The organism is Chitinimonas viridis, from assembly GCF_030409555.1.
Classification (GTDB): domain Bacteria; phylum Pseudomonadota; class Gammaproteobacteria; order Burkholderiales; family Chitinimonadaceae; genus Chitinimonas; species Chitinimonas viridis.
Genome location: NZ_JAUFPU010000019.1, coordinates 52,431 through 74,091, shown reverse-complemented (window position 1 = coordinate 74,091; position 21,661 = coordinate 52,431). Strand labels below are relative to the sequence as shown.

The following is a 21,661-nucleotide window of genomic DNA, read 5'->3' as shown; positions in this document are numbered from 1 at the left end:
CAAAAAAAAGCCGGGTTGGAGACCCGGCTTTTTTCATACCACAATTAGCGCGCTTACTTTGCCGCTTGCGCTGCTTTCACTGCAGCCTCTGCATCAGCTATACCCGCACCGCAACCGGCACAGGCCGATGGGAATGGCCTTGCTGTCTGCTGCATGAGGGCCCGCAACTGGGCGGAGGTCAGCCTGGGGTTGACCGACAGCATCAGCGCTGCCAAGCCGGCAATATGCGGTGCCGCCATGGACGTACCTTGATAGAAGTAATAGCTGTCGGCACCCGGCTCGCTCAGACCCTCGTTGAAGGTCGACAAGATGCCATCACTTGCCTCGAAGGTCTCACCACCGGGGCCTGCCAACGACACCAGCGAACCGTAGTTGGAGTAGTACGCCCGGCCGCCGGCACGGGTAGTAGCGGATACCGCCAGTACACCAGGGCAACTGGCCGGCTGGGCACTACGCACGTTCTGCGATTCATTGCCGGCTGCCGCCACCACCAGGGCACCCAGCTTGCTGACATGCGCTACGGCTTCGCGATAGCTGTTCAGGCAGGGAATGGCGCTACCGAGCGACAGATTCAGCACACGGGCTGGGTTGGCATTATCGGGAACACCGGTCACGGTGCCGCCCGATGCCCATACCATGGCGTCAATGATGTCGCCACTGCTGCCACCACACTTGCCCAGCACGCGCACCGGTACCACTTTGGCTGCCGGCGCTACGCCAGCCACACCTATGCCATTGTCGGCCACGGCAGCGACTGTGCCGGCCACATGGGTGCCGTGCCAGCTGCTACCCTGGCCACAATCATCACCTGGGTCGGTGGGGTCCGCATCACGGCCATCACCATCATTACCAGCCGCGTCATTGCTGATGAAGTCATAGCCCGGCAACAGGTTGGCCACCAGGTCCGGATGGGCTCTCACCCCGGTATCCAGCACAGCCACCACGGCACCTTCGCCACGGGTAATGTTCCAGGCGCGCTCGACATTCATGCCGCCAGCAGGCTCGTACATATCCCACTGCATACTGTAGTAGGGGTCGGTGGGCACGGCCATGATGCGGTTGATCACGTCCGGCTCGGCGTAGGCGATGTCCGGGTTGTTGCGTTGCATTTCACGCGCCAGGCGGAAAGCAGCTGCGACACTGATGGAACGACCCAGCTTGAAGACATCGGCACCGATACTCAACTGCCGGGTGTGGCTGATGCTCAGCCCACTCTTGGCAGCGATAGGGGCCAGCCTCTGGGCACGCTCGGCCCCTTGCTGCATGGCCTGGGCGCGGCTCAGGCTGGCGCCTGCGGCATTGCGCTTGAATTTCACGATCAGCGAACTGACCATGTCATTGGCTGGCTGGACACGCGTGGCTGCAGACCTAGCCTGCAGGCGAGGCTGCGAGTGCGGCTGCTCCGCCGATGCCGTGGGTTGCTTGGTACCGGCGTGGGCCGGCGCGGCCAAGGCGGCGCCCAGCACCACGGCCAGGCTCAGCGATGAAAGTTTGTTTTGACGAAACATGTGCGGCTGACTCCTCAGTTCGTCTTGAAATACGGAATACGGGTAAGACGTGCAGCAACGGCACTGCTATCGCCGCCGGCATGCTTGCCACCCCAGGTCACGAAGCTGCCATCCTGGCGCTGTGCCAGGAAGCCGCCAAAGGCGCTGCGATAAATAGCGCGCACACCCTTGAGCTGGCTGGCCACACTGCTGCTATCGCCACCATCGGCGGCGGCACCCCAGGTCAGGACGCTGCCATCCAGGCGCAAGGCGGCAAAGGCCCGGTGGTTGGCATACACCGCCAGAACACCGAAATTGCTATTGGCTATCGCACTGGCATCGCCCCCGTTCTCCGGGTCGCCCCAGGCCACCACCGTGCCGTCACGGCGCAAGGCAGCAAAGGCGGTTTCTGTCGCCACGACATCGCGAACCTGAACCAGCTTGCTCTTGATGGCGGTGTAGCCGGCAATACCGCGATAAGGCTCGCCCCAGCTCACGACGCTGCCGTCGGCCTTATGGGCAGCAAAGGCCACATGGTTACCGTAGACACGGCTGACCTTGCTCAACTCGGCCGCCACAGCGCTGGCATTGTTGCCGTAGTCAGAGAAGCCATCGCCGCCCCAGGCCACCACACTGCCGTCGGTCTTGAGTGCAGCAAAAGCCAGACCACTGCTATAGAGGGTCTTGACCCCGCTTTGCAACAACTTGGCAGTGTCTTCGCCAGGATAGCCACCAAAGCCTGCACCCCAGGTAAACACCGAACCATCCTTGCGCAGCACGGCAAAGTCAGTGCGGTTGGCTTGCAACTGAACCACGTCATGCAGCTGTGCCGGATCGGCATCAAAGATGACATCCGGGTCGCCCCATGCCACCACGCTGCCATCCTGCTTCAGTGCGGCAAAAGCACTGTCATTGCTGGCCCAGCTGCTCACATTGGTCAGCTGCGCCGCCACGTCCTCGGTCAACACCGTAGGCACCGAAAAGGTTGCACCTTCGCCATCGAACAGTATCCGGCCCGAACCCCAGCTGGCCACGGTGCCATCCTTCTTGCGCGCCAGGAAGGCCAGCTCGCCGGGCAAGACATCGGCCACACCGGTCAAGGGCGCCGTCGGCGTGTCGGAGCGCCCGCCGGCCAGGCTGGAGCCCCAGGTCACCACCGTGTCGTCTGCCAGTACGGCAGCAAATGCGCGTTCGCTGCCCGCGATCTGCCTTACGCCAATCAGCTTGCTGGCGACATTGCTGGCATCGCCACCCCAGATCGGGTGGCCCCAGGCTTCAACCGTGCCGTCTGCCTTGAGCACGGCGAAGGCTGCTGCACTGGCAAATACCCGGCGGCGATCCAGGGTGCGTGTATCGCTTGCAGTACCGCAGGTGGCAGTGATGGTCACCGGCTCTTCCGGCACGGTATCGGTCAGGCGATCCGCCTGGCCCAGGGTGCGGCCTTGGGCATCTTTCCAGCTATATTGGGTTGCCGTCGGACTGCAGTTAGCCACGGTAGGGACGGCGATCAGCACATCGCCACGGGCGCCGAACACATCGAGTTTGACAGTGGGTGGCGGTACCGGGGTAGGCGGTGCGTCGCTATTGCCCATACAGGCAGTAAGCGCAGCGACGAGGGGCAACAGGGCCCAGTTAGCCGAGGGGGCGTGTTTCAAGGGAATACTCCTTCGCATCTAATTCAGCTGGCTGCCAAGAGCCTGTTCAATGTCTTTTCGCATCGTGCCGGCCCGCTGGGCTGATCTGGAAAATGGCCAGGCACAAGGCGTGGTGCGCAGGCAATAACAAGTTATTGCCTGCGCACCACAACGTAGTGAGTGGCCGTTTTCCAGATCAGCCCTGCGGGTACGCAACCTTGCCGACGAGTGGCAGCGTTGCAAGCCGCTTACGGTACCCGTACCGCTGCGCGTCTTGCGCCTTGCCTTTCATCCGGCAAGGCTGCGAACGACGATGTGAAAAGACATTGAACAGGCTCTAAGCAGCTCTGCTTGCGGCGCAGCTCGCGGCAAGCTTGGGATAGTCGAGCCTGCACGCATGCAGTGCCAGCAAAAAAGCGACAAATCACGCGACCACGCCTTTTTTACAACACTGCTGTCGCCATCACCCCGCAGATTGTTATTCATACCGGGTTTTATGACCGCAACAAATCCTTCAACGCGACGTAATACAGCCCCCTAATAATCCGCGCTCCTTCCCACTCCCCTCCCCCTGGAGCGCACCATGAGTCAGTTCGACGACAACGAGAACATTTCGATCAACCCCAGCCGGGCAGAGCACTTCAACCAACTGGTCGACCGTGTCGTCTCGCGTCGTGGAATACTGAAAAGCGGACTCGGCCTGGGCGCCGTGGCTTTCCTGGGCGGCAATCTGGCCGCCTGCAGCAGCGATGGTGGTACCGAGCCCGTGGCGCCCGTGCCGCCACAAGCCCCCATGCTGAATTTCAAGCAGGTCAGCGTTAGCAGCGGTGATGCCATCGTGGTGCCCGAGGGCTATGTGGCCGAAGCTTTCGTTCCCTGGGGTACGCCCCTGGTCAAGGGTGCGCCCGCCTGGAAACCGGATGGTTCCAACACGGGTGCAGACCAAGCCTTGCAGATGGGCGACAACCACGATGGCATGCATTACTTCCCCATCGGTGGCACCAACAGCAGCGAAGGCCTGCTGGTGATGAACCACGAGTACATCAACCCGGAGTACTTCTTCGCCTATGAACCTGGCCAGACCGATGTTTTCGGCACCTGGACACTGGACAAGGTACGCAAGGCCCAGCACGCCCATGGCGTCTCGGTGGTCCATATCAAGAAGGATGCGGCCGGCAAATGGCAGCTGGTGGTCGGCTCAGCCTACAACCGCCGCATACACGGCAACACTCCCATGCTGATGACCGGCCCTGCGGCAGGGCACGCCCTGCTCAAGACCAGCGCCGATCCGTTCGGCAGCTATGCCTTCGGCACCCTCAACAACTGCGGCAATGGCTATACCCCATGGGGCAGCTATATCACCTGTGAAGAGAACTTCAACGGCTACTTTGGCACGACAGTGAGTGGTGCCAGCCAGACCGCGCTGATGAAGCGCTACGGCTTGTCCTCTGGCCGCTCGGGCTATCGCTGGGAGGATTTCGACAACCGCTTCGACTGGTCCAAGGAGCCGAACGAATCGAACCGCTTTGGCTGGATCGTTGAAATCGACCCCTTCGACCCGACCTCCACCCCCAAGAAGCGCACTGCACTGGGGCGTTTCAAGCACGAAAACGCCGCCTATGCCATCGCCGCCGATGGCCGCGTGGTGGTCTATATGGGCGATGACCAGGCGGGCGAGTTCGTCTACAAGTTCGTCTCGGACGGCAAGTACGATGCTGCCAACCCCACCGCGCCGACCAACCGCAACCTGTTGGAGAGCGGCAAACTGTATGTGGCTCGATTCAGCGATGGCACCACCAAGGGTGACTCCATGGGTACGGGCGAGTGGCTGCTGCTGGACAAGGAAGCCAATGCCAGCCTGAAGGCCGATTCCACCCTGCCTGACCAGGCCAGCGTGCTGATCAATGCCCGCCAGGCAGGCACCGTGGCCGGCGCCACCCCGATGGACAGGCCGGAATGGGTTTCGGTACACCCCACCACCAAGGAGGTTTACCTGACCCTGACCAACAATTCGGGCCGTAGCACCACAGATGACGCCAACCCCCGCACCAGCAACGTCTATGGCCAGATCATCCGCTGGCGTGAAACCGGGGGCGATGCCGCCGCCTTGACGTTCGAATGGGATCATTTCGTACTGGCCGGCAACCCCTCGGCCACACCGCTGAAATCGGCCGGCTCCAGCAACATCAATGCAGGCAACACCTTCAACAGCCCCGATGGCCTGGCGTTTGACCATGATGGCCGGCTGTGGATACAAACCGACGGCAGCGCCGCCAATACTGGCAACTACGCCGGTCAGGGCAATAACCAGATGCTGGTTGCCGACCCCAAGACCCGTGAAATCCGCCGCTTCCTGGTCGGTCCCTCGGGCTGTGAAATCACCGGCATCACCTTCACGCCTGACATGAAGACGCTGTTCATCAATGTGCAGCACCCCGGCGAGCTGGGCAGCCACCCCAATCGTCCTACCATCCCCACGGGCACCTCTGCAGATGTCTACACCCTGCAGAACCCGCTGGTGTTCAGCAAATGGCCGGATGCAAATGGCGGGCGTCCCCGTTCTGCCACCGTCATCATTACCAAGGCCGATGGCGGGAAAATCGGCAGCTAGTCGGGCAACACGCAACACTACCGTAGGGCCGGCACACGTCGGCCCTATTTTTTTGCCGCTGGGCGTATCATCCTGCCGTTTTCACTCTCGTATACAAAGAAGGCAATACCATGACCGATACCCTGATCATTGACGATATCAAGACCGGCGACGGTGCCGAAGCCAAGGCAGGCCAGGAAGTCACCGTGCATTACACAGGCTGGCTGACCGATGGCACCAAGTTCGATTCCAGCAAGGATCGCGGCATTCCCTTTTCCTTCCCCCTGGGTGCAGGCCATGTCATCAAGGGCTGGGACCAGGGCGTGCAAGGTATGAAGATAGGCGGCGTGCGCAAGCTGACTATTCCACCGGCCATGGGCTATGGTGCGCGGGGCGCAGGTGGCGTGATTCCCCCCAATGCCGTACTAGTGTTCGAGGTGGAGCTGCTGGGCCTGGAATAAGCGCCGCCTCGCGGCAGCGTAGTTCACTACGCATCGTCAAGGCGGCCTGGTGTCGCCTTGACCAGTTCGAATCAATCACCGCCCACAATAACGAGGAGACACCTTATGGCGGAATTGCTCGACGATGCACCTCCCGTGGTGCTGCATACCCGTGTGCGCGATCTGCCCTGGCACACGCCGTTCAAATGGCTCAAGTTGGCACTAGGCGATATCCGCGCCACACCAACCGGCCTGCTGTTCTATGGCAGCGCCTTTGTAGCCATGGGCTGGGCCATACGCGGCCTGTTTGGCTACGCGCCGGAACACACCATGACCCTGGTTACGGCCTTTCTGCTGGCCGGTCCCTTCATCTGCCTGGGCCTATACGAGATCAGCCGCCGACATGAGACGGTCGACAAGGTAAAGCTGCTGCCCACGTTGACTGCCTTGCGCATCAATGCCTCGGGCATCAGCCTGTTTGCCATCATCCTGGCCTTGCTGGTGGCCGGCTGGATGCGCGTCTCGGTAGTGGTATTCGCCCTGTTCTTTACCGACGACATCCCGTCCGTCGCGGTGATGCTGACCCCCAAGTTCCTGCTACAGCCAGACAATATGACCTTCATGATCATCTGGCTGGGCTCGGGTGCCCTGTTTGCCCTGCTGACCTTTGCCCTGTCGGTTGTATCCATTCCCATCATGCTGGATCGCGACGCGGATACCTTCAATGCCCTGTTTGCCAGCGTACGGGTATGCCTGGCCAATCCGGTCTGCATGCTGACCTGGGGTGCCATCATCGTGCTGATCGTGCTGGCAGGCTTTGCCTTGTGGGGTGTAGGCGTGGCGCTGGCGGTGCCATTGGTAGGCCATGCCACCTGGCATGCCTATCGCGCCCTGATCGAGTAAGCGCCTGTTCACGTTTTTTCGCCCCGGCGTTCCGGGCAGTCAGAGCCTGTTCAACGACAGATGGGCCGCCCGGATGGCGATGCGTTAGCATTGCCATCTCGACAGCCCACCGCAAGTCACCGCCATGAATATCGTCTTCCTTGATCGCGCCAGCCTACCCGCCCCACTGCGCACTCCCAGGCTGCCACACCACTGGCAAGCGTTCGATGCCACTGCTAACGCAGAAATCATTACCCGATGCCAGGATGCCGATGTGGTCATCAGCAACAAGGTGATGCTTGATGCCACCACCCTGGCTGCCTTGCCCCGGCTCAAGCTTATCGCCGTGGCGGCGACAGGCGTCAATAATGTCGACCTGGCTGTGGCCCGCCAGCGTGGCATAGCGGTAAGCAATATCCGTGGCTATGCCGACGCAACCGTACCCGAGCACGCCTTGATGCTGATGCTGGCGCTGATGCGCAACCTGCCTGCCTATCAGCAAGATCTGGCCAAGGGAGCCTGGGCGCAGTCCCCCTATTTCTGCCACTTTGGTGCCACCGTTCGCGACCTGAACGGGCGCACCCTGCTGGTCGTTGGCAGCGGCTCCCTGGGCCAGGGCACGGCCAAGCTGGCCCGTGCCTTTGGCATGCATGTCGTATTTGCAGAGCGCAAGGGAGCTACTGAGGTACGGCCAGGCCATATCGACTTCGAGCAGGGCCTGCGTGTGGCTGACATCATCAGCCTGCACTGCCCACTCAACGACACCACCCGTGGCTTGATAGATGCCACCGCCCTGGCCGCTATGAAGCCCGGTGCAGTACTGATCAACACGGCACGCGGCGGCATCGTCGACGAAGTCGCTTTGCTGGAGGCACTGCGTCGCGGACACCTGGGTGGGGCCGGCGTAGACGTGCTGCACGAAGAGCCTCCCCGCCATGGCAACCCGCTGTTGGATGCAGGGCTACCCAACCTGATAGTGACACCCCACATAGGCTGGGCCAGTTTCGAGGCCATGAGCCGGCTGGCCGAGCAATTGATAGAGAACATCGAGCTTTGGGCTGCCGGCACACCCCGTAATCTGGTTTAAATGCCGCGAGCCTGGGCCGTAAGCAGCCCTGGCCAGCCGCTCTAAAGCAGCGCAGCTGACTTGATCTGCGCCCACACCTTGCTGCCCACCTGCAACTGCAGCTTGTCGCAAGACAGGCGGGTAATGCGTGCCACCAGCGGCAACTCCCCCACCAGCAGGCTGACCAGCACTTGCGCGGGATGGGATGATGGGTGGATGGCCGCCACTACGCCCGGCAAGCGATTGAGGATGCTGGTGTCCGTTTCTTCGTGCAACGTCAGGCTGACATCTCGGGCCCGTATGCGCACCCTGCAGCCATCGGCGGGCTTCAGGCCCTGCTGGGGTACGCGCAGCTCTCCACCGGCGCAGCTCAGGTGCGCCAACTGGTACTGGCTGTCCACATGGGCCACCACGGCCTGCACGATCACCCCGATCTCGTCCTCAAAACTGGCAGGCAGATCCGGGCGGGCCAAGGTGCTGGACAACGGGCCGGCAGCGACCACCCTGCCAGCTTCCAGCAAAACCAGATGGTCAGCCAGGCGGCTGACTTCTTCCATGGCATGGGTCACATAGACCATGGGGATGGCAAGCTCACGATGCAGCCTATCCAGGTAAGGCAATATCTCGTCTTTACGCGGCTGATCCAGCGCAGCCAGCGGCTCATCCAGCAGCAGCATCCGTGGCGACGCCAGCAAGGCGCGGGCGATAGCCACCCGTTGGCGCTCGCCACCAGAGAGCCGCATCGGCAAGCGTTCCAGCAGATGAGCTATGCCCAGCAGTTCCAGCGCACCCTCCCAGTGCAGTCGCCGCTGCGCCACGGGGGTACGCTGCAAGCCAAATTCCAGGTTGCGGCGTACGTCCAGATGCGCAAACAGACTGGCCTCCTGAAACACCAAGCCCACGCCACGCAAGTGGGTAGATCGCGCAATCCCGCGCTCACTGTCGAGCCAGACCTCGCCCGATACCTCCAGATAGCCGCGCGCCGTAGGCTCCAGACCCGCCAGGCAACGCAGCAGACTGGTCTTGCCCGAACCCGATGCGCCAAACAGGGCAGTCACCCCACTGCCGGGCAGGCTCAGTTCGGCAGCCAGCCGGAAAGCCCCCAGCCCGCATGTCAAATTAGCCCGTACTCTCATACCCGCCGCTCCCGGTTTAGCAGATGTAGCCCCAGCAAGACCACAAAGCTGAATACCAGCATGCCTGCCGCCAGATAATGCGCCTGCGTGTATTCCAGCGCCTCGACACGGTCATAGAGCAGCACCGAGATCACCCGAGTCTGGCCGGGGATATTGCCCCCTATCATCAGTACCACGCCAAACTCTCCCACGGTGTGGGCAAAACTCATGACGGCCGCTGTAATCAATCCTGGCCGCGCCAGGGGTAGCACCACGCTGAAAAAGGTGTCGTAAGGCGAGGCGCGCAAGGTGGCTGCCACCTCCAACGGCCTCGCACCTATAGCTCGGAAAGCCTGCTGCAAGGGTTGCACGGTAAACGGCAGCGAGTAGATAACAGAGGCAATAAGCAAGCCTGTGAAGGTAAAAGGCAGCAGCCCCAGCCCCAGCCAGGTAGTGAACTGCCCAACCGGCCCCTGGCTGCCCATCAGCAACAGCAGGTAGAAGCCCAGCACGGTAGGCGGCAGTACCAGCGGCATGGTCACCAATGCCCCGACACAACGCGACCAGAGACTATCGGTACGCGCCAGCCACCAGGCCAGTGGTGTGCCCAGACCCAGCAGCAACACGGTGGTCAAGGTCGCCAGTTTGGCGGTGAGCCAGATAGCGGCCCAGTCATCGGCAGTCATGATGTAAGGCCGCCCCGATGGCCATTAGTGGACATAGCCGTAGCTCGCCATCACGGCTCTGGCTGCATCCGTTTTCAGATAACCGAGCAAGGCGCTGGCCGCCGGGTTGTCGCGGCCACGAACCAACAAGACCGCATCCTGCTTGATGGGCGTATGCAGCTGTGCCGGAACAACCCAGCCAGAACCACTACGCATCCGGCCATGCTCATAGACTTGCGACAAGGCCACAAAGCCCAACTCGGCATTGCCGGTCGAGACAAACTGATATGCCTGGGCAATGCTCTCGCCCTGTACCAGCTTGGGCAACATGCTGCTGTAGACGCCCATCGCAATCATCGCCTCCGTGGCCGCCACACCATAAGGAGCCACCTTGGGATTAGCGATGGCCAGGTGTTTGAAGCTGGCCGTTTTCAATACCGCACCCGCATTGTCCACCACGCCCTGCTTGGCGCTCCACAGTGCCAATCTTCCCTGGGCATAGGTGAATTGGCTTGCGGCAACAGCCTTGCCATCCTGCACCAGCCGTCTCGGCGTTTCATCGTCAGCGGCCAGCAAGACCTCGAACGGCGCGCCCTGGCTGATCTGCGCATAGAACTTGCCTGTCGCCCCGCTGCTTAGCAGCACCTTGTGCCCGGTCGACTGCTCAAATGCCGCCACTATCTTCTGCATGGGCACGGCAAAATTCGCTGCCACCGCCAACTGCACCTCGGCCGCATGTACGTTTGGCGCGAGCGTCATAAGCAAGGGCATCGCCAACAGGGTCAGGTTCTTCATGCACACCACTCCAAAGATGGGCTGTCATTCAGTATCGCTATGCAGCTTACTACATAGCGATACTGAATGACCAAGTGCCCTACAATGATGTCATGCCCATCTACAGTCTACCCCAAGCCCCATGGCTACCCTGCCGCTGATCCCTGCACTGGGCACCGAAGGCGGCTCGCCCATACCTGCCAACCGCATACTGCTATTGGAAGCCATCGCCGAGAGCGGTTCCATCAGCCAGGCCGCCAAGGCGGCAGGGCTCAGCTATCGCGGCGCCTGGAATGCGCTGGATGATTTGAATGGATTGAGCGAAACCCCGTTAGTCAGTACCAATATCGGTGGCAAAGGGGGCGGCGGCGCCCAGTTAACTCCTGCCGGGCGACATCTGATCAGCGTCTATCGCGCCATGGAGCAATTGCAACGTAGCCTGCTGCGCGATCTGGCTGCCCTGCCCGACGCCGCGAGCAGCCTGCAAACGCTGCGTAAGCTCATGCTTAAAACCAGCGCCCGCAATCAGCTCTATGGCACGGTCAGCCATATTGCGCCGGGACGTAGCAATGATCAGATCACGCTTACCCTGCCAGGCGATCTCACCCTACTTGCCACTATCACCCGCGAGAGCACCGAATTGCTGGAGCTAAAGCCCGGCAGCGCTGTTGCGGCCCTGGTCAAAGCCTCCTGGGTACGCCTGACTGCCGGGCACAATCGGTCAGAGGTTCCGAGTGACAATACCCTGCACGGCCATATCAGCCCCTTGTTGCGTGAGTCAGGGCAGGCAGAAGTCGCCGTCTTGCTGAGCAATGGTCTCAGCCTGGTAGCCCAGGTAGACAAAGTGAAGGCTTGGCCAACGCACCAACCTGTCACAGCGCATATCGCCGCAGGCAACATCATTCTGGGCGTGGGTTATTGAGCGTAGCGGTTGCTCATGGGGCGCTTCTCCAAACCTCGCCTGAACCTCGGCATCAGGAAGCGTCCCATGGGTCGGCGCACAAAGGGGCGTTCAGCTTGCTAGCCAGTAATAGCCCGCCCAGCCAGACAGGTTGAGCAGGACCGACAACCAGAAAACAAGCTGAAACCCGGCCTTACGGTTTTTATGGCGTAGCCATCGCTGCGCCAGTAGCGCACCAGGCCAGCCGCCTAACGCTGCCAACAGGTGCAGCTGGCGCTCCGGAATACGACGCCCAGCCCGTACCGCCATGGCCTTGTCCCAGGCATAGGCCACCAGGGTGGCCGCGCTTAGCAGTACAGAAAGCAGGAATAGATACGCCAGAGTTATCCCCACCATGATAGCAATGCACCGACCAAGGTACCGCTACAAGCCACGCTCGAAATGCTTGACCAGCAGGTGCAGCTCTCCGGCAGTTTCCGACAACTGCTCCACCGAACCGCCAGCCGCCCCCATGCTATTGCTGTTCTCTTCGGTCAGGGCACTCATGCGCTCCATGCTACGGGCAACCTCACCCGAGGCCTGGCTTTGCTGGCTCAGCATATTGGCAATATCCTGGGCCGACGCTGACACCTCTTCACTGGAAATCTTGATCGCATCCAGCGCAGCATGGCTCTGATGAATATAGCGGGTGCTCTCCTCCACCTTGCCTGTCGCAAGTTGCATGGCCGATAGCGCAGTATTGGTCTGGCCTACTATGCGGCCTATGGTTGTGGCGATTTCGGTGGTGCTTTGCGTGGTGCGCTCTGCCAACTTGCGCACCTCGTCGGCCACTACCGCAAAACCGCGCCCGGTTTCACCTGCCCTTGCCGCTTCGATGGCGGCATTGAGGGCCAACAGATTGGTCTGATCGGCGATTTCCTTGATAGTCAGGGTCACTTTGTTGATGGCCAGAACCTCGTGGCTCAATTGATCGATGACGTCCTGCGCACCGTGTACCCGCTCCACCAGCTCATGACTGACCGAAAGGGTAGAATGCATGGCACCCACCCCCTCCCCCACCAGCGTCATGGTGGTCTGCGCGTGGTGTGAGCTACGCGTGGTTGCCTCGGATATTTCATTCACCGAGACCGACAACTGCTCCAATGCCGCCGCCACACTGGCAATACCATCAGACTGCTGGTTGCCCCGATGCACCACATCCGCCACCTCCTGGTTTACCGAGCGGGACTGGTCGCTGACGCTGTCTGCCGCGGAGACCACATCGGACATGACGGCGCGCAAATTGATCTGCATGGACTTGAGGCCGTTCAGCAGCTGCGCATATTCACGCGCGGCATCGGTATCCAGTTCAAAACGAAAGTCGCCCTCAGACAGTTTGCGCAAGGCCAAGTCGGCCCGCTGCAACGGCACTTGCATGCCCAGCCATGTCCAGACACCCAAACCGCCCGCGACAACGAGTCCGGTAAAGGCGGTCAGCCAGAACGGGCTACCCAACAGAGGCAAGCCATCCATCAGCAGTACCGGTACAAGCGCCAGTGCCAGCATGCGGGCCGCCATGGGTATCCGCCGTGCCGCACGCGTAGCAGGAAAAGCCTGCTGCTTCTGGTTTATGGCGCGATAAAGTGCATCGGTGCGCCTGACCTCGGCGGCATCAGGCCGGTTGCGGACCGACATATAGCCCACTTTCTGCCCCTGCTCATAGAGTGGGGTGGCATAGGCCTCTACCCAATAGTAATCACCATTCTTGCAGCGGTTCTTAACGAGTCCTCGCCAGGGCAAATCCGACTGAAGAGTACGCCACATGTCGGCGAAGGCTTCAGGTGGCATGTCTGGATGACGGACGAGATTATGTGAGCTCCCAAGCAGTTCATCTTTCTGGAAACCACTGATCTCGATGAATGCCGGGTTGGCATAACGAATAATGCCCTTCAGATCGGTCTTGGTGACCACGGGGCGCTTAGGGTCGAGATGATGCTCCACCTCGGTGACAGGCAAGTTTTTTCTCATTTAGCCAGTTCCGGTTGAGGTTAAGCCCGGCGTGCTTCCTCCAGCATGCCATAGCTTAATAAGCCTACAGGCAGTGGGGATATATACAAGGCTTATCTACACACTCTAGTGGGTACCGCCCTCAGCAACCCTGCCCACATGAGAATCGCATCAACCGCTACAACCGGCCAAAATGACTATGGCCGGGGATATCCCGGCCATAGTGTTATCCATCAATGTGCTAGGTCTTATGCAACCCTGCGCTCCAGCATATGCACATTGTCGCCATCAATGGCGATCTTTCGCGGTTTCAGCACCTCGGGGATCTCTCGCACCAGCTCGATATTGAGCAGGCCATTCTCGAGAGCGGCGCTGACGACCTTTACATGATCGGCCAGGCGGAAGCGGTGCTCGAAGTCGCGGGTGGCAATGCCTCTGTGCAGAAAGGTGGGCTTGGCATCGGCGCGTTGCTTGCGGCCGACCACCTTGAGCGTGTCGCGCTCTATCTCGATATCCAGTTCGCTACGGTCAAAGCCGGCAACCGCCATAGAGATACGGTACTGGTCGTCGCCCAGCAACTCGATGTTGTAGGGTGGATAGCTGGGCTGTGCATCATTGCGCAGCGCCTCATCCATCATGTGGGCCAGGCGGTCATAACCTATGGCGGAACGATACAGGGGGGAGAAGTCGAAGTTTTGCATGGTTCATATCCTCTGATAGCAAGCGATATCGGTTGTTGGCGGGCCTCCGTTGAGCACCCGCAAGAGGAAGATATGAACGTGTTTTCGGATTTCAAGCGTGATCTTTTCAAAAATCCTGGCAGCACTGAGCAGCTACCAGCACCTTGCCGCTACAGCCATATAAAAAGGCGATAACCGTCGCCGATCACCGCCTTTTTTCAACTATCCAGCCCGCGTATCGGGCCGGTTTCACGTATCAGAATCTATACCCATCTATGCACCACCTACCGTCGCCATCGGCGCCAAATTGGCCAGGCCTTGCTGCAACGGATGCGAGGTCCTCCTCCTCTTGGTGTTCCTTAGCGCTGCCGTGATGATTTCATCTACTGACATGTCACTACAAGATGGAATATATCCTGGCGTGATCTTTTGCGAATCCTCCGTTTGGGGGAAAACACGCACTATTTCTACCTCAGTACGTGGTGAGGCAGGCCCTTGCCCACCCGGTGTTCCTGCAAGCTACTGACAACACGTTGTCAGTAGCCCCTGTGCAGACTGCAGCCAAACAGACCGGGGGGAAACGCATATGGCCGTAGGCTTACTCGACTTTGGCAGGCGGTGGCGGTGCGTGTTGCAAGCCGGCGTAAAAGGTTTGCATCAACCATTCGGCCTGGTCGGCAAGATTGAACTCGCGCAGCTCCAGCCACTCGCGTATGCAGCCTATCAGGTAGCTGTTCAAGGCAAAGGCAGCCAGATCGCAATTCACATGGGCAGGAATCTGCCCCAGGCGCTGTGCGGCCTGCAGCACCGTGCTCAATTGGCGTCGGCACCGGGCAGCGCGTTCAGCTTCTTCGGCCATGACCTCAGCCACCACGTCGCACAACTCTGTCTTGAACAGAATGATCTCGAATACCCGCGTGGTGCGGCTGTCATTGGCCACCAGGCAGAGTATGCGGGCACCGTCGCGTGTCAGCTGTCCCAGCGGGTCGGGGCCTGGATCAGCCACCTGTGCGTCCAGCATGGCCTGCATGGGCAGCGACACCCTGTCACACATGGCAGTGAAGATGGCCGTCTTGTTATCGAAGTGCCAATACACCGCCCCCCGAGTCAGTCCTGCATCGCGGGCGATATCGTCGAGGGTGGCGCGGCTCACCCCTTTTGCATGGAAAACCCGCTCAGCTGCATCCAGCAGCTGCTCGCGCGTTTCCGCCGCCTGTTCCTTGGTTCGTCTAGCCATAGCCAATTATATATTGCCGTGCCGCCAAAGAAATTAATAACCCTGGCGTCAGCAGTGTTTACAAACATACGTGTATGTATCTAAAATCCGCTCCTACGTCAAATCCGGCAGGCGGGCCACACGGTGCAGTGCCAACTGTATCGTGGGGGAAATACACACTGTCGCTTGGCGGTAGCGGGCAGTGCTACCTATGCTGCCTATCTACCGCCATTGCATCCGGGCCCGCCAGCCCCAGCACTTTCTATTTCTTAGTATCGCGAGGACTTACCCATGCACGCCTCACGCACCATCCCCTCCTTACCCCATGCCAAGCGCCTGGCGCCGGTACTGATACTCAGCGGCCTGCTGGCTGCCTGCGGCCAGGCCCCCCAGCAAGGCGGAGGCGGCTTTCCGCCGCCCATGGTCACCTACCAGACCCTGGTGGCAGGCGATGTCCCGGTTGATTTTGAGTATCCCGGCCAGACTGCTGGCTCGCGTGAAGTCGAGATCCGCGCCCGGGTCAGCGGTATCGTTGACAAGCGCCTGTACACTGAAGGCAGCCAGGTCAAGGCCGGCCAGCCCTTGTTCCGTATCGACCCTGCCCCGTTTGCCGCTGCCGCCGCTGCGGCAGACGCCAATGTGACCACAGCAGAAGCCCGACTCAAGCAGGCTGAGCGCGATTACAACCGGCTCAAGCCGCTGATCGAGGCCAAGGCCGTCAGCCAGCAGGAATACGACAACGCGGCATCCGCCCTGGATATTGCCCGCGCTAGCCTGAAAGCGGCCCAAGCCCAGGCACGGGCCAGCAATATCGATCTGGGCTACACCGATGTGCGTGCTCCCATTACCGGTGCCATCGGTCGTGCGCTGAAGGTTGAAGGTGCCTTGGCCAATGCCCAGGGTGACAGCCTACTGGCCACCATGGCCCAGACCGATCCCATCCATGTGAACTTCGCCATCTCGGAAGCCGATCACAGCCGGGTGGCTGCCGAACTGGAAGCCGGTAGCCTGAAGCTGCCTGAGGGCGGCTACGTAGTGAAGCTGAAGACGGCCGGCGGCCAGTGGCTGAAACAAACCGGCAAACTGGATTTCAGCGATTACAAGGCCGACAACAATACCGGCGCCTATTCCAGCCGTGCTGAACTGGCCAACCCCAAGAATGAACTGAGCCCCGGCCAGTTTGTACGTGTGCTGCTCAGCGGCGCCACCCGCCCCAATGCCATTGCCGTACCCCAGCGCGCCGTGCTGGATGGCCCGCAGGGCAAGTTTGTCTACACCGTAGGCGCAGGCAAGGATGGCAAGCCCGCTGCCGTGCCCGCTCCCGTCGTCGTCGGCGACTGGGTAAGGCTGGATGGCAAGGAACCGAATGGCTGGGTGATCAAGCAAGGCCTGAAGGCCGGCGACAAGATCATAGTGGATGGCATGGCCCGCATCTTCTTCCCCTTCGCCCCCATCGTGCCGCAAACCGCCGAAGAAGCCGCCAAGGCAGCCGCAGCCCAACACGCGCCAGCTGCCAAGCAATAAGGGATCTGACCCATGTTTTCACGCTTCTTTATCGACAGGCCCATCTTCGCCTTCGTGATCTCCATTTTCATGGTGCTCGCGGGTCTGGCGGCGATGCGCGCCCTGCCCATCGCGCAGTACCCCGAGATTGCCCCGCCGGTGGTCACCATTCGCGCCTTCTATCCGGGTGCTTCAGCAGAAACCATCGCCGAAACGGTGGCCGCCCCCATCGAGAACGCAGTAACCGGGGTGGAGGGCATGATGTATATGTCGTCCACCTCCACCTCGAATGGTGCAGTGGAGATCACCGTCACCTTCGAAATCGGCACCAACCCTGATACCGCTGCGGTAAACGTCAACAACCGGGTAAAGCAGGCCGATGCCCGCCTGCCGGAGGAAGTCCGCCGCCAGGGCGTATCCGTCGAGAAGGGCTCGTCCGCCTTCCTGCAGGTGCTGGCTTTCTACTCGCCTGATGGCCGCTACACCGATCTTTATACGTCGAACTACATCACGCTAAACGTGCTGGATTCGATCAAGAAGATACCAGGTACCACCAGCGTGCAGATCTTCGGCGCCAAGGACTACGCCATGCGTATCTGGCTCAAGCCAGACCGCATGACCCAGCTCAAGGTCACCGTACCTGAAGTCGCTGCCGCGCTGGCCGAACAGAATGCCCAGTTCGCAGCAGGCAAGATTGGTCAGTCGCCTACCGGTGGTGGGCAGGAAATGGTTTACACCGTGACCGCCAAGGGTCGCCTGGCGAGCGAGGCCGAGTTCGAGAATGTCATCGTTCGCTCCAATAGCGACGGTAGCCAGCTGCGCCTGAAGGATATTGCCCGCATCGAGCTGGGTTCCAAGGATAACGACTTCAACGGTACCTATAACGGCAAACCTGCCGTGCTGATGGGTGTGTTCCTGCAACCTGGCTCCAACGCCCTGCAAGTAGGTGATGAAGTCAAGGCCGCCATTGCCAAGGCAGCCGAAAGCTTTCCTCAGGGCATGACCTATGCCATTCCTTACGACACCACGCGCTTTGTGGAAGTGTCGATCAAGGAAGTAGTGAAGACGCTGGCAGAAGCCATGGTGCTGGTGTTCCTAGTGGTATTCCTGTTCCTGCAGAACTGGCGCGCCACCTTGATACCGACCCTGGCAGTACCGGTATCCCTGATCGGTACCTTCGCCGGCCTGCATATGCTGGGGTATTCCATCAACACGCTGACGCTGTTCGGCATGGTACTGGCCATCGGTATTGTGGTGGATGATGCCATCGTGGTGCTGGAGAACGTCGAACGCATCATGCATGAGCAGCATCTGCCTGCCCGTGAAGCAGCCATCCTGGCCATGAAGGAAGTGACCGGGCCGGTGATCGCCATCGTGCTGGTGCTATGCGCCGTGTTTGTGCCGATTGCCTTCCTGGGTGGCCTGACCGGTGAGTTGTACCGCCAGTTTGCCGTCACCATCTCCATTGCCGTGGTGCTATCAGGCATCGTCGCGCTGACCATGACCCCTGCCCTGTGCGTGCTGATGCTCAAGCGCGAGCACAAGCAAACTGCACGCTTCTTCCTCTGGTTCAACGACTGGTTCCATCGCATGACCGGTCACTACATCGGTGGTGTGACATTCTTCATGAAGCGTTCGCTGCTGGGTATCTTCCTGTTCCTGGGCATGGTGGCCATCACCGTGGGCATGTTCAAGCTCACCCCTGGCTCCTTGGTGCCGGATGAAGACCAGGGCTATTACATCGGTGCGGTGTTCCTGCCCGATGGCGCCTCGCTGGAGCGCACCGACAAGGTGGTGAAGGAAGTCATCGCCGCGATCCAGTCCAACCCCGCCAACGAACACGTCATGGCCTTCAGCGGCATGGACTTCATCGGCGGCGGCTTCAAGAACAACGCGGCAACCATCTTTGTCAGCCAGAAGCACTGGGACGAGCGTAACGTCAGCACCCAGGAGCTGGTCGGCGAGCTGTTCATGAAGACCGGTGGCATCAAGGAGGCGCTGGTGCTGGCCTTCAACCCGCCCGCCATCTTCGGCCTGGGCAATACGGGTGGCTTTGAAGTCTATCTGCAGAACCGTGGTGAAGGCGGCAGCAAGAAGCTGGTCGAAGCCATGGGCCCGCTGATGGGTGCATCCCACCAGAGCACGGTGCTCGCTGGCGGCGGCGGCCTGCAAACCCTGTGGAAGCCAAATGCGCCGCAGTTGTATGTGGATGTGGATCGCGACCGTGCCAAGGCACTGGGGGTATCGCTCAATGATGCCTTCAATACCCTGGCCGGCACCTTGGGTACCTATTACGTGAACGACTTCAACAAGTATGGTCGCGCATGGCAGGTGCTGATGAGTGCCGACAACCAGTATCGCAAGCGTCCCGAAGACATAGGCCGCATGTATGTGAAGAACCAGCGTGGCGAAATGGTGCCGCTATCGGCCTTTGCCAAGGTGGAATACACCTCCGGCCCCGATACCGTGGATCGCTACAACAACCTGCCGGCCGTCAAGCTGATGGGGAATGCTGGCCCTGGGTATTCGTCTGGTCAGGCCATTGCGGAGTTCGAGACCCTGGCCAAGAAGATGTTGCCGGCCGATGTGAGCTATGAATGGACCGGCGCCGCCTACCAGGAGAAGAAGGTCTCCAGTGCAGCCCTGCTGGCACTGGGCTTGGCCGTCATCATGGTGTTCCTCATCCTGGCAGCGCAGTATGAGAAATGGTCCCTGCCCTTGTCCGTGTTGCTGGCCGTGCCGTTCGGCATCTTCGGCGCCCTGGTGGCGGTGAAGCTGCGCGGCTACACCAATGACGTGTACTTCCAGATCGGCCTGTTTACCCTGATAGGCCTGGCAGCCAAAAACGCCATCCTGATCGTGGAGTTTGCGGTGATGAAGCATCACGAGGGCTACCCTGTGGCGGCTGCCGCCATTGAGGCCGCCCGGCTGCGCTTCCGCCCCATCATCATGACCTCCATGGCCTTCATCCTGGGCGTGCTGCCGCTGGCCATCAGCAGCGGCGCGGGCGCCGGCGCACGTACCTCGGTAGGTACAGGCGTGGTGGGTGGCATGATAGCGGCCACCTTCCTGGCCATCTTCTTTGTGCCGCTGTTCTACAAGCTGATTACCGACCTGCGCATCCGAACCACAGCAGACGAGTTGATCCCGCCCAAGTCCGAGAGCGAATATGGCATCGTTGAAGGAGATCATCGCGATGAAAAGTAAGCTGAAACCTGCGCTGGTCGCGCTGGTGGTGGCAGCCGGCCTGGCCGGTTGTGCCACCACCCCGCCTCCGGTATTCGAGCTGCCGCAACATCAGACCGAAACGGCCCCGTCTGAGCTGTCTGCCTGGTGGACGCAGTTCAATGACCCGACGCTGAACGCACTGGTTACCGAGGCACTGGCCCACAACGCCGATGTACTGACTGCCCTGCAAGGGGTGGATCAATCCAAGGCAATGCTGAGCCAAGCCCGTGTGGCCTTGCTGCCTGACGTCAACCTGGGCCTCAACGCCACCCGCCGCAACCCCAGCGATGAGACCGCCCAACCGGGGCAGAACGGCACCTCGACGGTGTACAACGGCGGCGTCTCGATATCGTATGAGATCGACCTTTGGGGACGCGTATGGAAAGCCAAGGACGCAGCGCTTGCCAATGTGCTGGCCAGCCAGTACGCCCGCGAAGCGACGCGTGCCGCCGTGGCAGCTCAGACGGCCAGGAGCTACTTTGCCCTGCTGGCGCTTGATGCCGATGTCGCCCTGCTGACGCAGACCCTGGCCACGCGTGACGAAGCCATGAAACTGCAGCAAAAGCGGGTTACCGCAGGCGCGGCCAGCGATTACGAGCTGAAGCTGACGGAGTCGGAACGCGCTGCAGTCGCAGCGGCCCTACCCCAGGCCATTGCAGCCAGGGAGCAAGCCGAAGCCTCGCTCGCGGTATTGCTGGGCCGTAGCCCTAAGGAGGTGGTGGAAGGTCGGGTAGCACGCGGTGCAGGTCTGGAAGCACTCAGCCAGGCACCCGAGATTCCGGCTGGCTTGCCGGCTGACCTACTGACTCGCCGGCCTGATGTACGCCGTGCCGAGGCACAGCTGGCTGTAGCAGAGGCCAGTCTGGGTGAAGCACGTCGCCGTTACTTCCCCAGCCTTAGCCTAAGCGGTTTCTTTGGCGGCGAAAGCCTGGAGCTGAGCAATCTGTTCGATAGCCCGGCCCGCACCTGGAATGCAGCCGGCGCCCTGCTGCAGCCATTGGTAGGCATGGCCCGCATAGACGCCCAGGTAGCCGCTGCCAAGGCCAGCCGCAATACCGCTGAGATAGCCTATGCCCAGGCAGCCCGCGCAGCCTATGGCGATGCCCGTGCCGCACTGGTGGGCCACCGTTCGGCACGCGAAGCCCTGGCCGCCACACAGCAACGCGCCGATAGCCAGAACAAGGTCAAGGAATTGACTGACAAACGCTACAAAGCTGGTGTCAGCAGCTATCTCGATCAGCTCAATGCCGAACGCGACCGCTTGGCCGCCGAGCGCGATCGCGTCACGGCCCTGCAAAACCGAGTCAACTCGCTGGTCACGGTTTACCAGGCCCTGGGCGGTGGTTGGAGTAGCGAAACACTGGCCCAATCCCAGTAATATCGCGTCGCAGTACGAAAAGCCGCCCAATCTTGCGATTCGGGCGGCTTTTTTTGGCACTACAGCAGGCGGCCAACTCTGGCCGCTGACTAGCCTTGCAGCGCTCAGAGTGCTGT

17 protein-coding genes are annotated in these 21,661 nt (G+C 60.7%); 8 read left to right on the top strand and 9 right to left on the bottom strand.

Annotated elements, in window-relative coordinates; genetic code table 11:
* Positions 1-53: 53 nt before the first annotated feature.
* Both QWZ03_RS19050 and QWZ03_RS19045 read right to left on the bottom strand, forming a co-directional pair.
* The gene (locus tag QWZ03_RS19050; protein WP_290334205.1) at positions 54-1,508 is read right to left on the bottom strand and encodes a S8 family peptidase; all 1,455 of its coding nucleotides are present in this window, start codon (positions 1,506-1,508) and stop codon (positions 54-56) included.
* 14 nt (positions 1,509-1,522) lie between these two features.
* Positions 1,523-3,142, bottom strand: a complete 1,620-nt coding sequence (locus QWZ03_RS19045) for an RCC1 domain-containing protein (protein ID WP_290334204.1) — start codon at positions 3,140-3,142, stop codon at positions 1,523-1,525.
* Between the two features lie 562 nt (positions 3,143-3,704).
* Here QWZ03_RS19045 and QWZ03_RS19040 point away from each other — a divergent pair.
* The 4 genes from QWZ03_RS19040 (at position 3,705) to QWZ03_RS19025 (ending at position 8,120) form a co-directional block, all read left to right on the top strand.
* Positions 3,705-5,732, top strand: coding sequence for a PhoX family protein (locus tag QWZ03_RS19040; RefSeq protein WP_290334203.1), 2,028 nt, complete (start codon positions 3,705-3,707; stop codon positions 5,730-5,732).
* A 110-nt stretch (positions 5,733-5,842) separates the two neighbouring features.
* A complete protein-coding gene (locus QWZ03_RS19035) occupies positions 5,843-6,172 on the top strand; it encodes an FKBP-type peptidyl-prolyl cis-trans isomerase (RefSeq protein ID WP_284195853.1) in 330 nt (109 codons plus the stop codon).
* Positions 6,173-6,277: 105 nt separating this feature from the next.
* Positions 6,278-7,054, top strand: coding sequence for a DUF2189 domain-containing protein (locus tag QWZ03_RS19030; protein WP_290334202.1), 777 nt, complete (start codon positions 6,278-6,280; stop codon positions 7,052-7,054).
* 124 nt (positions 7,055-7,178) lie between these two features.
* Entirely contained in the window at positions 7,179-8,120 is a 942-nt protein-coding gene (locus QWZ03_RS19025) for a D-2-hydroxyacid dehydrogenase (protein ID WP_290334201.1), read from the top strand.
* Between the two features lie 41 nt (positions 8,121-8,161).
* On the opposite strand, the gene modC is transcribed toward QWZ03_RS19025, so the two are convergent.
* From modC to modA, 3 genes are read right to left on the bottom strand one after another with little or no spacing between them, the layout of a single operon-like run.
* Complete coding sequence (modC, locus tag QWZ03_RS19020) at positions 8,162-9,235, bottom strand: molybdenum ABC transporter ATP-binding protein (protein WP_290334200.1); 1,074 nt, start codon at positions 9,233-9,235, stop codon at positions 8,162-8,164.
* Complete coding sequence (modB, locus tag QWZ03_RS19015) at positions 9,232-9,900, bottom strand: molybdate ABC transporter permease subunit (RefSeq protein ID WP_290334199.1); 669 nt, start codon at positions 9,898-9,900, stop codon at positions 9,232-9,234. Before modB ends, modC begins: the two co-directional genes overlap by 4 nt.
* Before the next feature lie 24 nt (positions 9,901-9,924).
* Complete coding sequence (gene modA, locus QWZ03_RS19010; protein WP_290334198.1) at positions 9,925-10,674, bottom strand: molybdate ABC transporter substrate-binding protein; 750 nt, start codon at positions 10,672-10,674, stop codon at positions 9,925-9,927.
* Positions 10,675-10,795: 121 nt separating this feature from the next.
* On the opposite strand from modA, the gene QWZ03_RS19005 reads away from it, so the two are divergent.
* On the top strand, positions 10,796-11,575 hold the full coding sequence (locus QWZ03_RS19005; protein ID WP_290334197.1) for a TOBE domain-containing protein: 780 nt from the start codon (positions 10,796-10,798) through the stop codon (positions 11,573-11,575).
* Between the two features lie 90 nt (positions 11,576-11,665).
* Here QWZ03_RS19005 and QWZ03_RS19000 read toward each other — a convergent pair whose 3' ends face one another.
* The 4 genes from QWZ03_RS19000 to QWZ03_RS18985 all read right to left on the bottom strand — a co-directional run bounded on the left by QWZ03_RS19000 (position 11,666) and on the right by QWZ03_RS18985 (position 15,457).
* Positions 11,666-11,950, bottom strand: a complete 285-nt coding sequence (locus QWZ03_RS19000; protein ID WP_290334196.1) for a DUF1294 domain-containing protein — start codon at positions 11,948-11,950, stop codon at positions 11,666-11,668.
* Between the two features lie 27 nt (positions 11,951-11,977).
* Complete coding sequence (locus QWZ03_RS18995; protein ID WP_290334195.1) at positions 11,978-13,561, bottom strand: methyl-accepting chemotaxis protein; 1,584 nt, start codon at positions 13,559-13,561, stop codon at positions 11,978-11,980.
* A 227-nt stretch (positions 13,562-13,788) separates the two neighbouring features.
* Positions 13,789-14,241 carry an Hsp20 family protein gene (locus QWZ03_RS18990; RefSeq protein WP_290334193.1) on the bottom strand — a complete coding sequence of 151 codons (453 nt, stop codon included), beginning with the start codon at positions 14,239-14,241 and terminating at the stop codon, positions 13,789-13,791.
* A 577-nt stretch (positions 14,242-14,818) separates the two neighbouring features.
* The gene (locus tag QWZ03_RS18985; protein ID WP_290334191.1) at positions 14,819-15,457 is read right to left on the bottom strand and encodes a TetR family transcriptional regulator; all 639 of its coding nucleotides are present in this window, start codon (positions 15,455-15,457) and stop codon (positions 14,819-14,821) included.
* Between the two features lie 270 nt (positions 15,458-15,727).
* On the opposite strand from QWZ03_RS18985, the gene QWZ03_RS18980 reads away from it, so the two are divergent.
* Genes QWZ03_RS18980 through QWZ03_RS18970 form a run of 3 tightly spaced genes read left to right on the top strand, consistent with a single transcriptional unit; the run spans position 15,728 to position 21,545 of the window.
* Positions 15,728-16,960, top strand: a complete 1,233-nt coding sequence (locus QWZ03_RS18980) for an efflux RND transporter periplasmic adaptor subunit (RefSeq protein ID WP_290334189.1) — start codon at positions 15,728-15,730, stop codon at positions 16,958-16,960.
* 12 nt (positions 16,961-16,972) lie between these two features.
* Positions 16,973-20,146: an efflux RND transporter permease subunit gene (locus QWZ03_RS18975; RefSeq protein WP_290334188.1), complete on the top strand. Its 3,174-nt coding sequence runs from the start codon at positions 16,973-16,975 to the stop codon at positions 20,144-20,146.
* A complete protein-coding gene (locus QWZ03_RS18970; RefSeq protein ID WP_290334186.1) occupies positions 20,136-21,545 on the top strand; it encodes an efflux transporter outer membrane subunit in 1,410 nt (469 codons plus the stop codon). Before QWZ03_RS18975 ends, QWZ03_RS18970 begins: the two co-directional genes overlap by 11 nt.
* Positions 21,546-21,661: the final 116 nt, after the last annotated feature.

Bases quoted from the DNA above. Each gene is read 5' to 3' on its own strand.
- QWZ03_RS19005 (WP_290334197.1), top strand. From the start codon at position 10,796: ATGGCTACCCTGCCGCTGATCCCTGCACTGGGCACCGAAGGCGGCTCG.
- QWZ03_RS19000 (WP_290334196.1), bottom strand. From the start codon at position 11,950: ATGGTGGGGATAACTCTGGCGTATCTATTCCTGCTTTCTGTACTGCTA.
- QWZ03_RS18985 (WP_290334191.1), bottom strand. From the start codon at position 15,457: ATGGCTAGACGAACCAAGGAACAGGCGGCGGAAACGCGCGAGCAGCTG.
- QWZ03_RS18980 (WP_290334189.1), top strand. From the start codon at position 15,728: ATGCACGCCTCACGCACCATCCCCTCCTTACCCCATGCCAAGCGCCTG.
- QWZ03_RS18975 (WP_290334188.1), top strand. From the start codon at position 16,973: ATGTTTTCACGCTTCTTTATCGACAGGCCCATCTTCGCCTTCGTGATC.
- QWZ03_RS18970 (WP_290334186.1), top strand. From the start codon at position 20,136: ATGAAAAGTAAGCTGAAACCTGCGCTGGTCGCGCTGGTGGTGGCAGCC.
- QWZ03_RS19030 (WP_290334202.1), top strand. From the start codon at position 6,278: ATGGCGGAATTGCTCGACGATGCACCTCCCGTGGTGCTGCATACCCGT.
- QWZ03_RS19025 (WP_290334201.1), top strand. From the start codon at position 7,179: ATGAATATCGTCTTCCTTGATCGCGCCAGCCTACCCGCCCCACTGCGC.
- modC (WP_290334200.1), bottom strand. From the start codon at position 9,235: ATGAGAGTACGGGCTAATTTGACATGCGGGCTGGGGGCTTTCCGGCTG.
- modA (WP_290334198.1), bottom strand. From the start codon at position 10,674: ATGAAGAACCTGACCCTGTTGGCGATGCCCTTGCTTATGACGCTCGCG.
- QWZ03_RS19035 (WP_284195853.1), top strand. From the start codon at position 5,843: ATGACCGATACCCTGATCATTGACGATATCAAGACCGGCGACGGTGCC.
- QWZ03_RS18990 (WP_290334193.1), bottom strand. From the start codon at position 14,241: ATGCAAAACTTCGACTTCTCCCCCCTGTATCGTTCCGCCATAGGTTAT.
- QWZ03_RS19050 (WP_290334205.1), bottom strand. From the start codon at position 1,508: ATGTTTCGTCAAAACAAACTTTCATCGCTGAGCCTGGCCGTGGTGCTG.
- QWZ03_RS19040 (WP_290334203.1), top strand. From the start codon at position 3,705: ATGAGTCAGTTCGACGACAACGAGAACATTTCGATCAACCCCAGCCGG.
- modB (WP_290334199.1), bottom strand. From the start codon at position 9,900: ATGACTGCCGATGACTGGGCCGCTATCTGGCTCACCGCCAAACTGGCG.
- QWZ03_RS18995 (WP_290334195.1), bottom strand. From the start codon at position 13,561: ATGAGAAAAAACTTGCCTGTCACCGAGGTGGAGCATCATCTCGACCCT.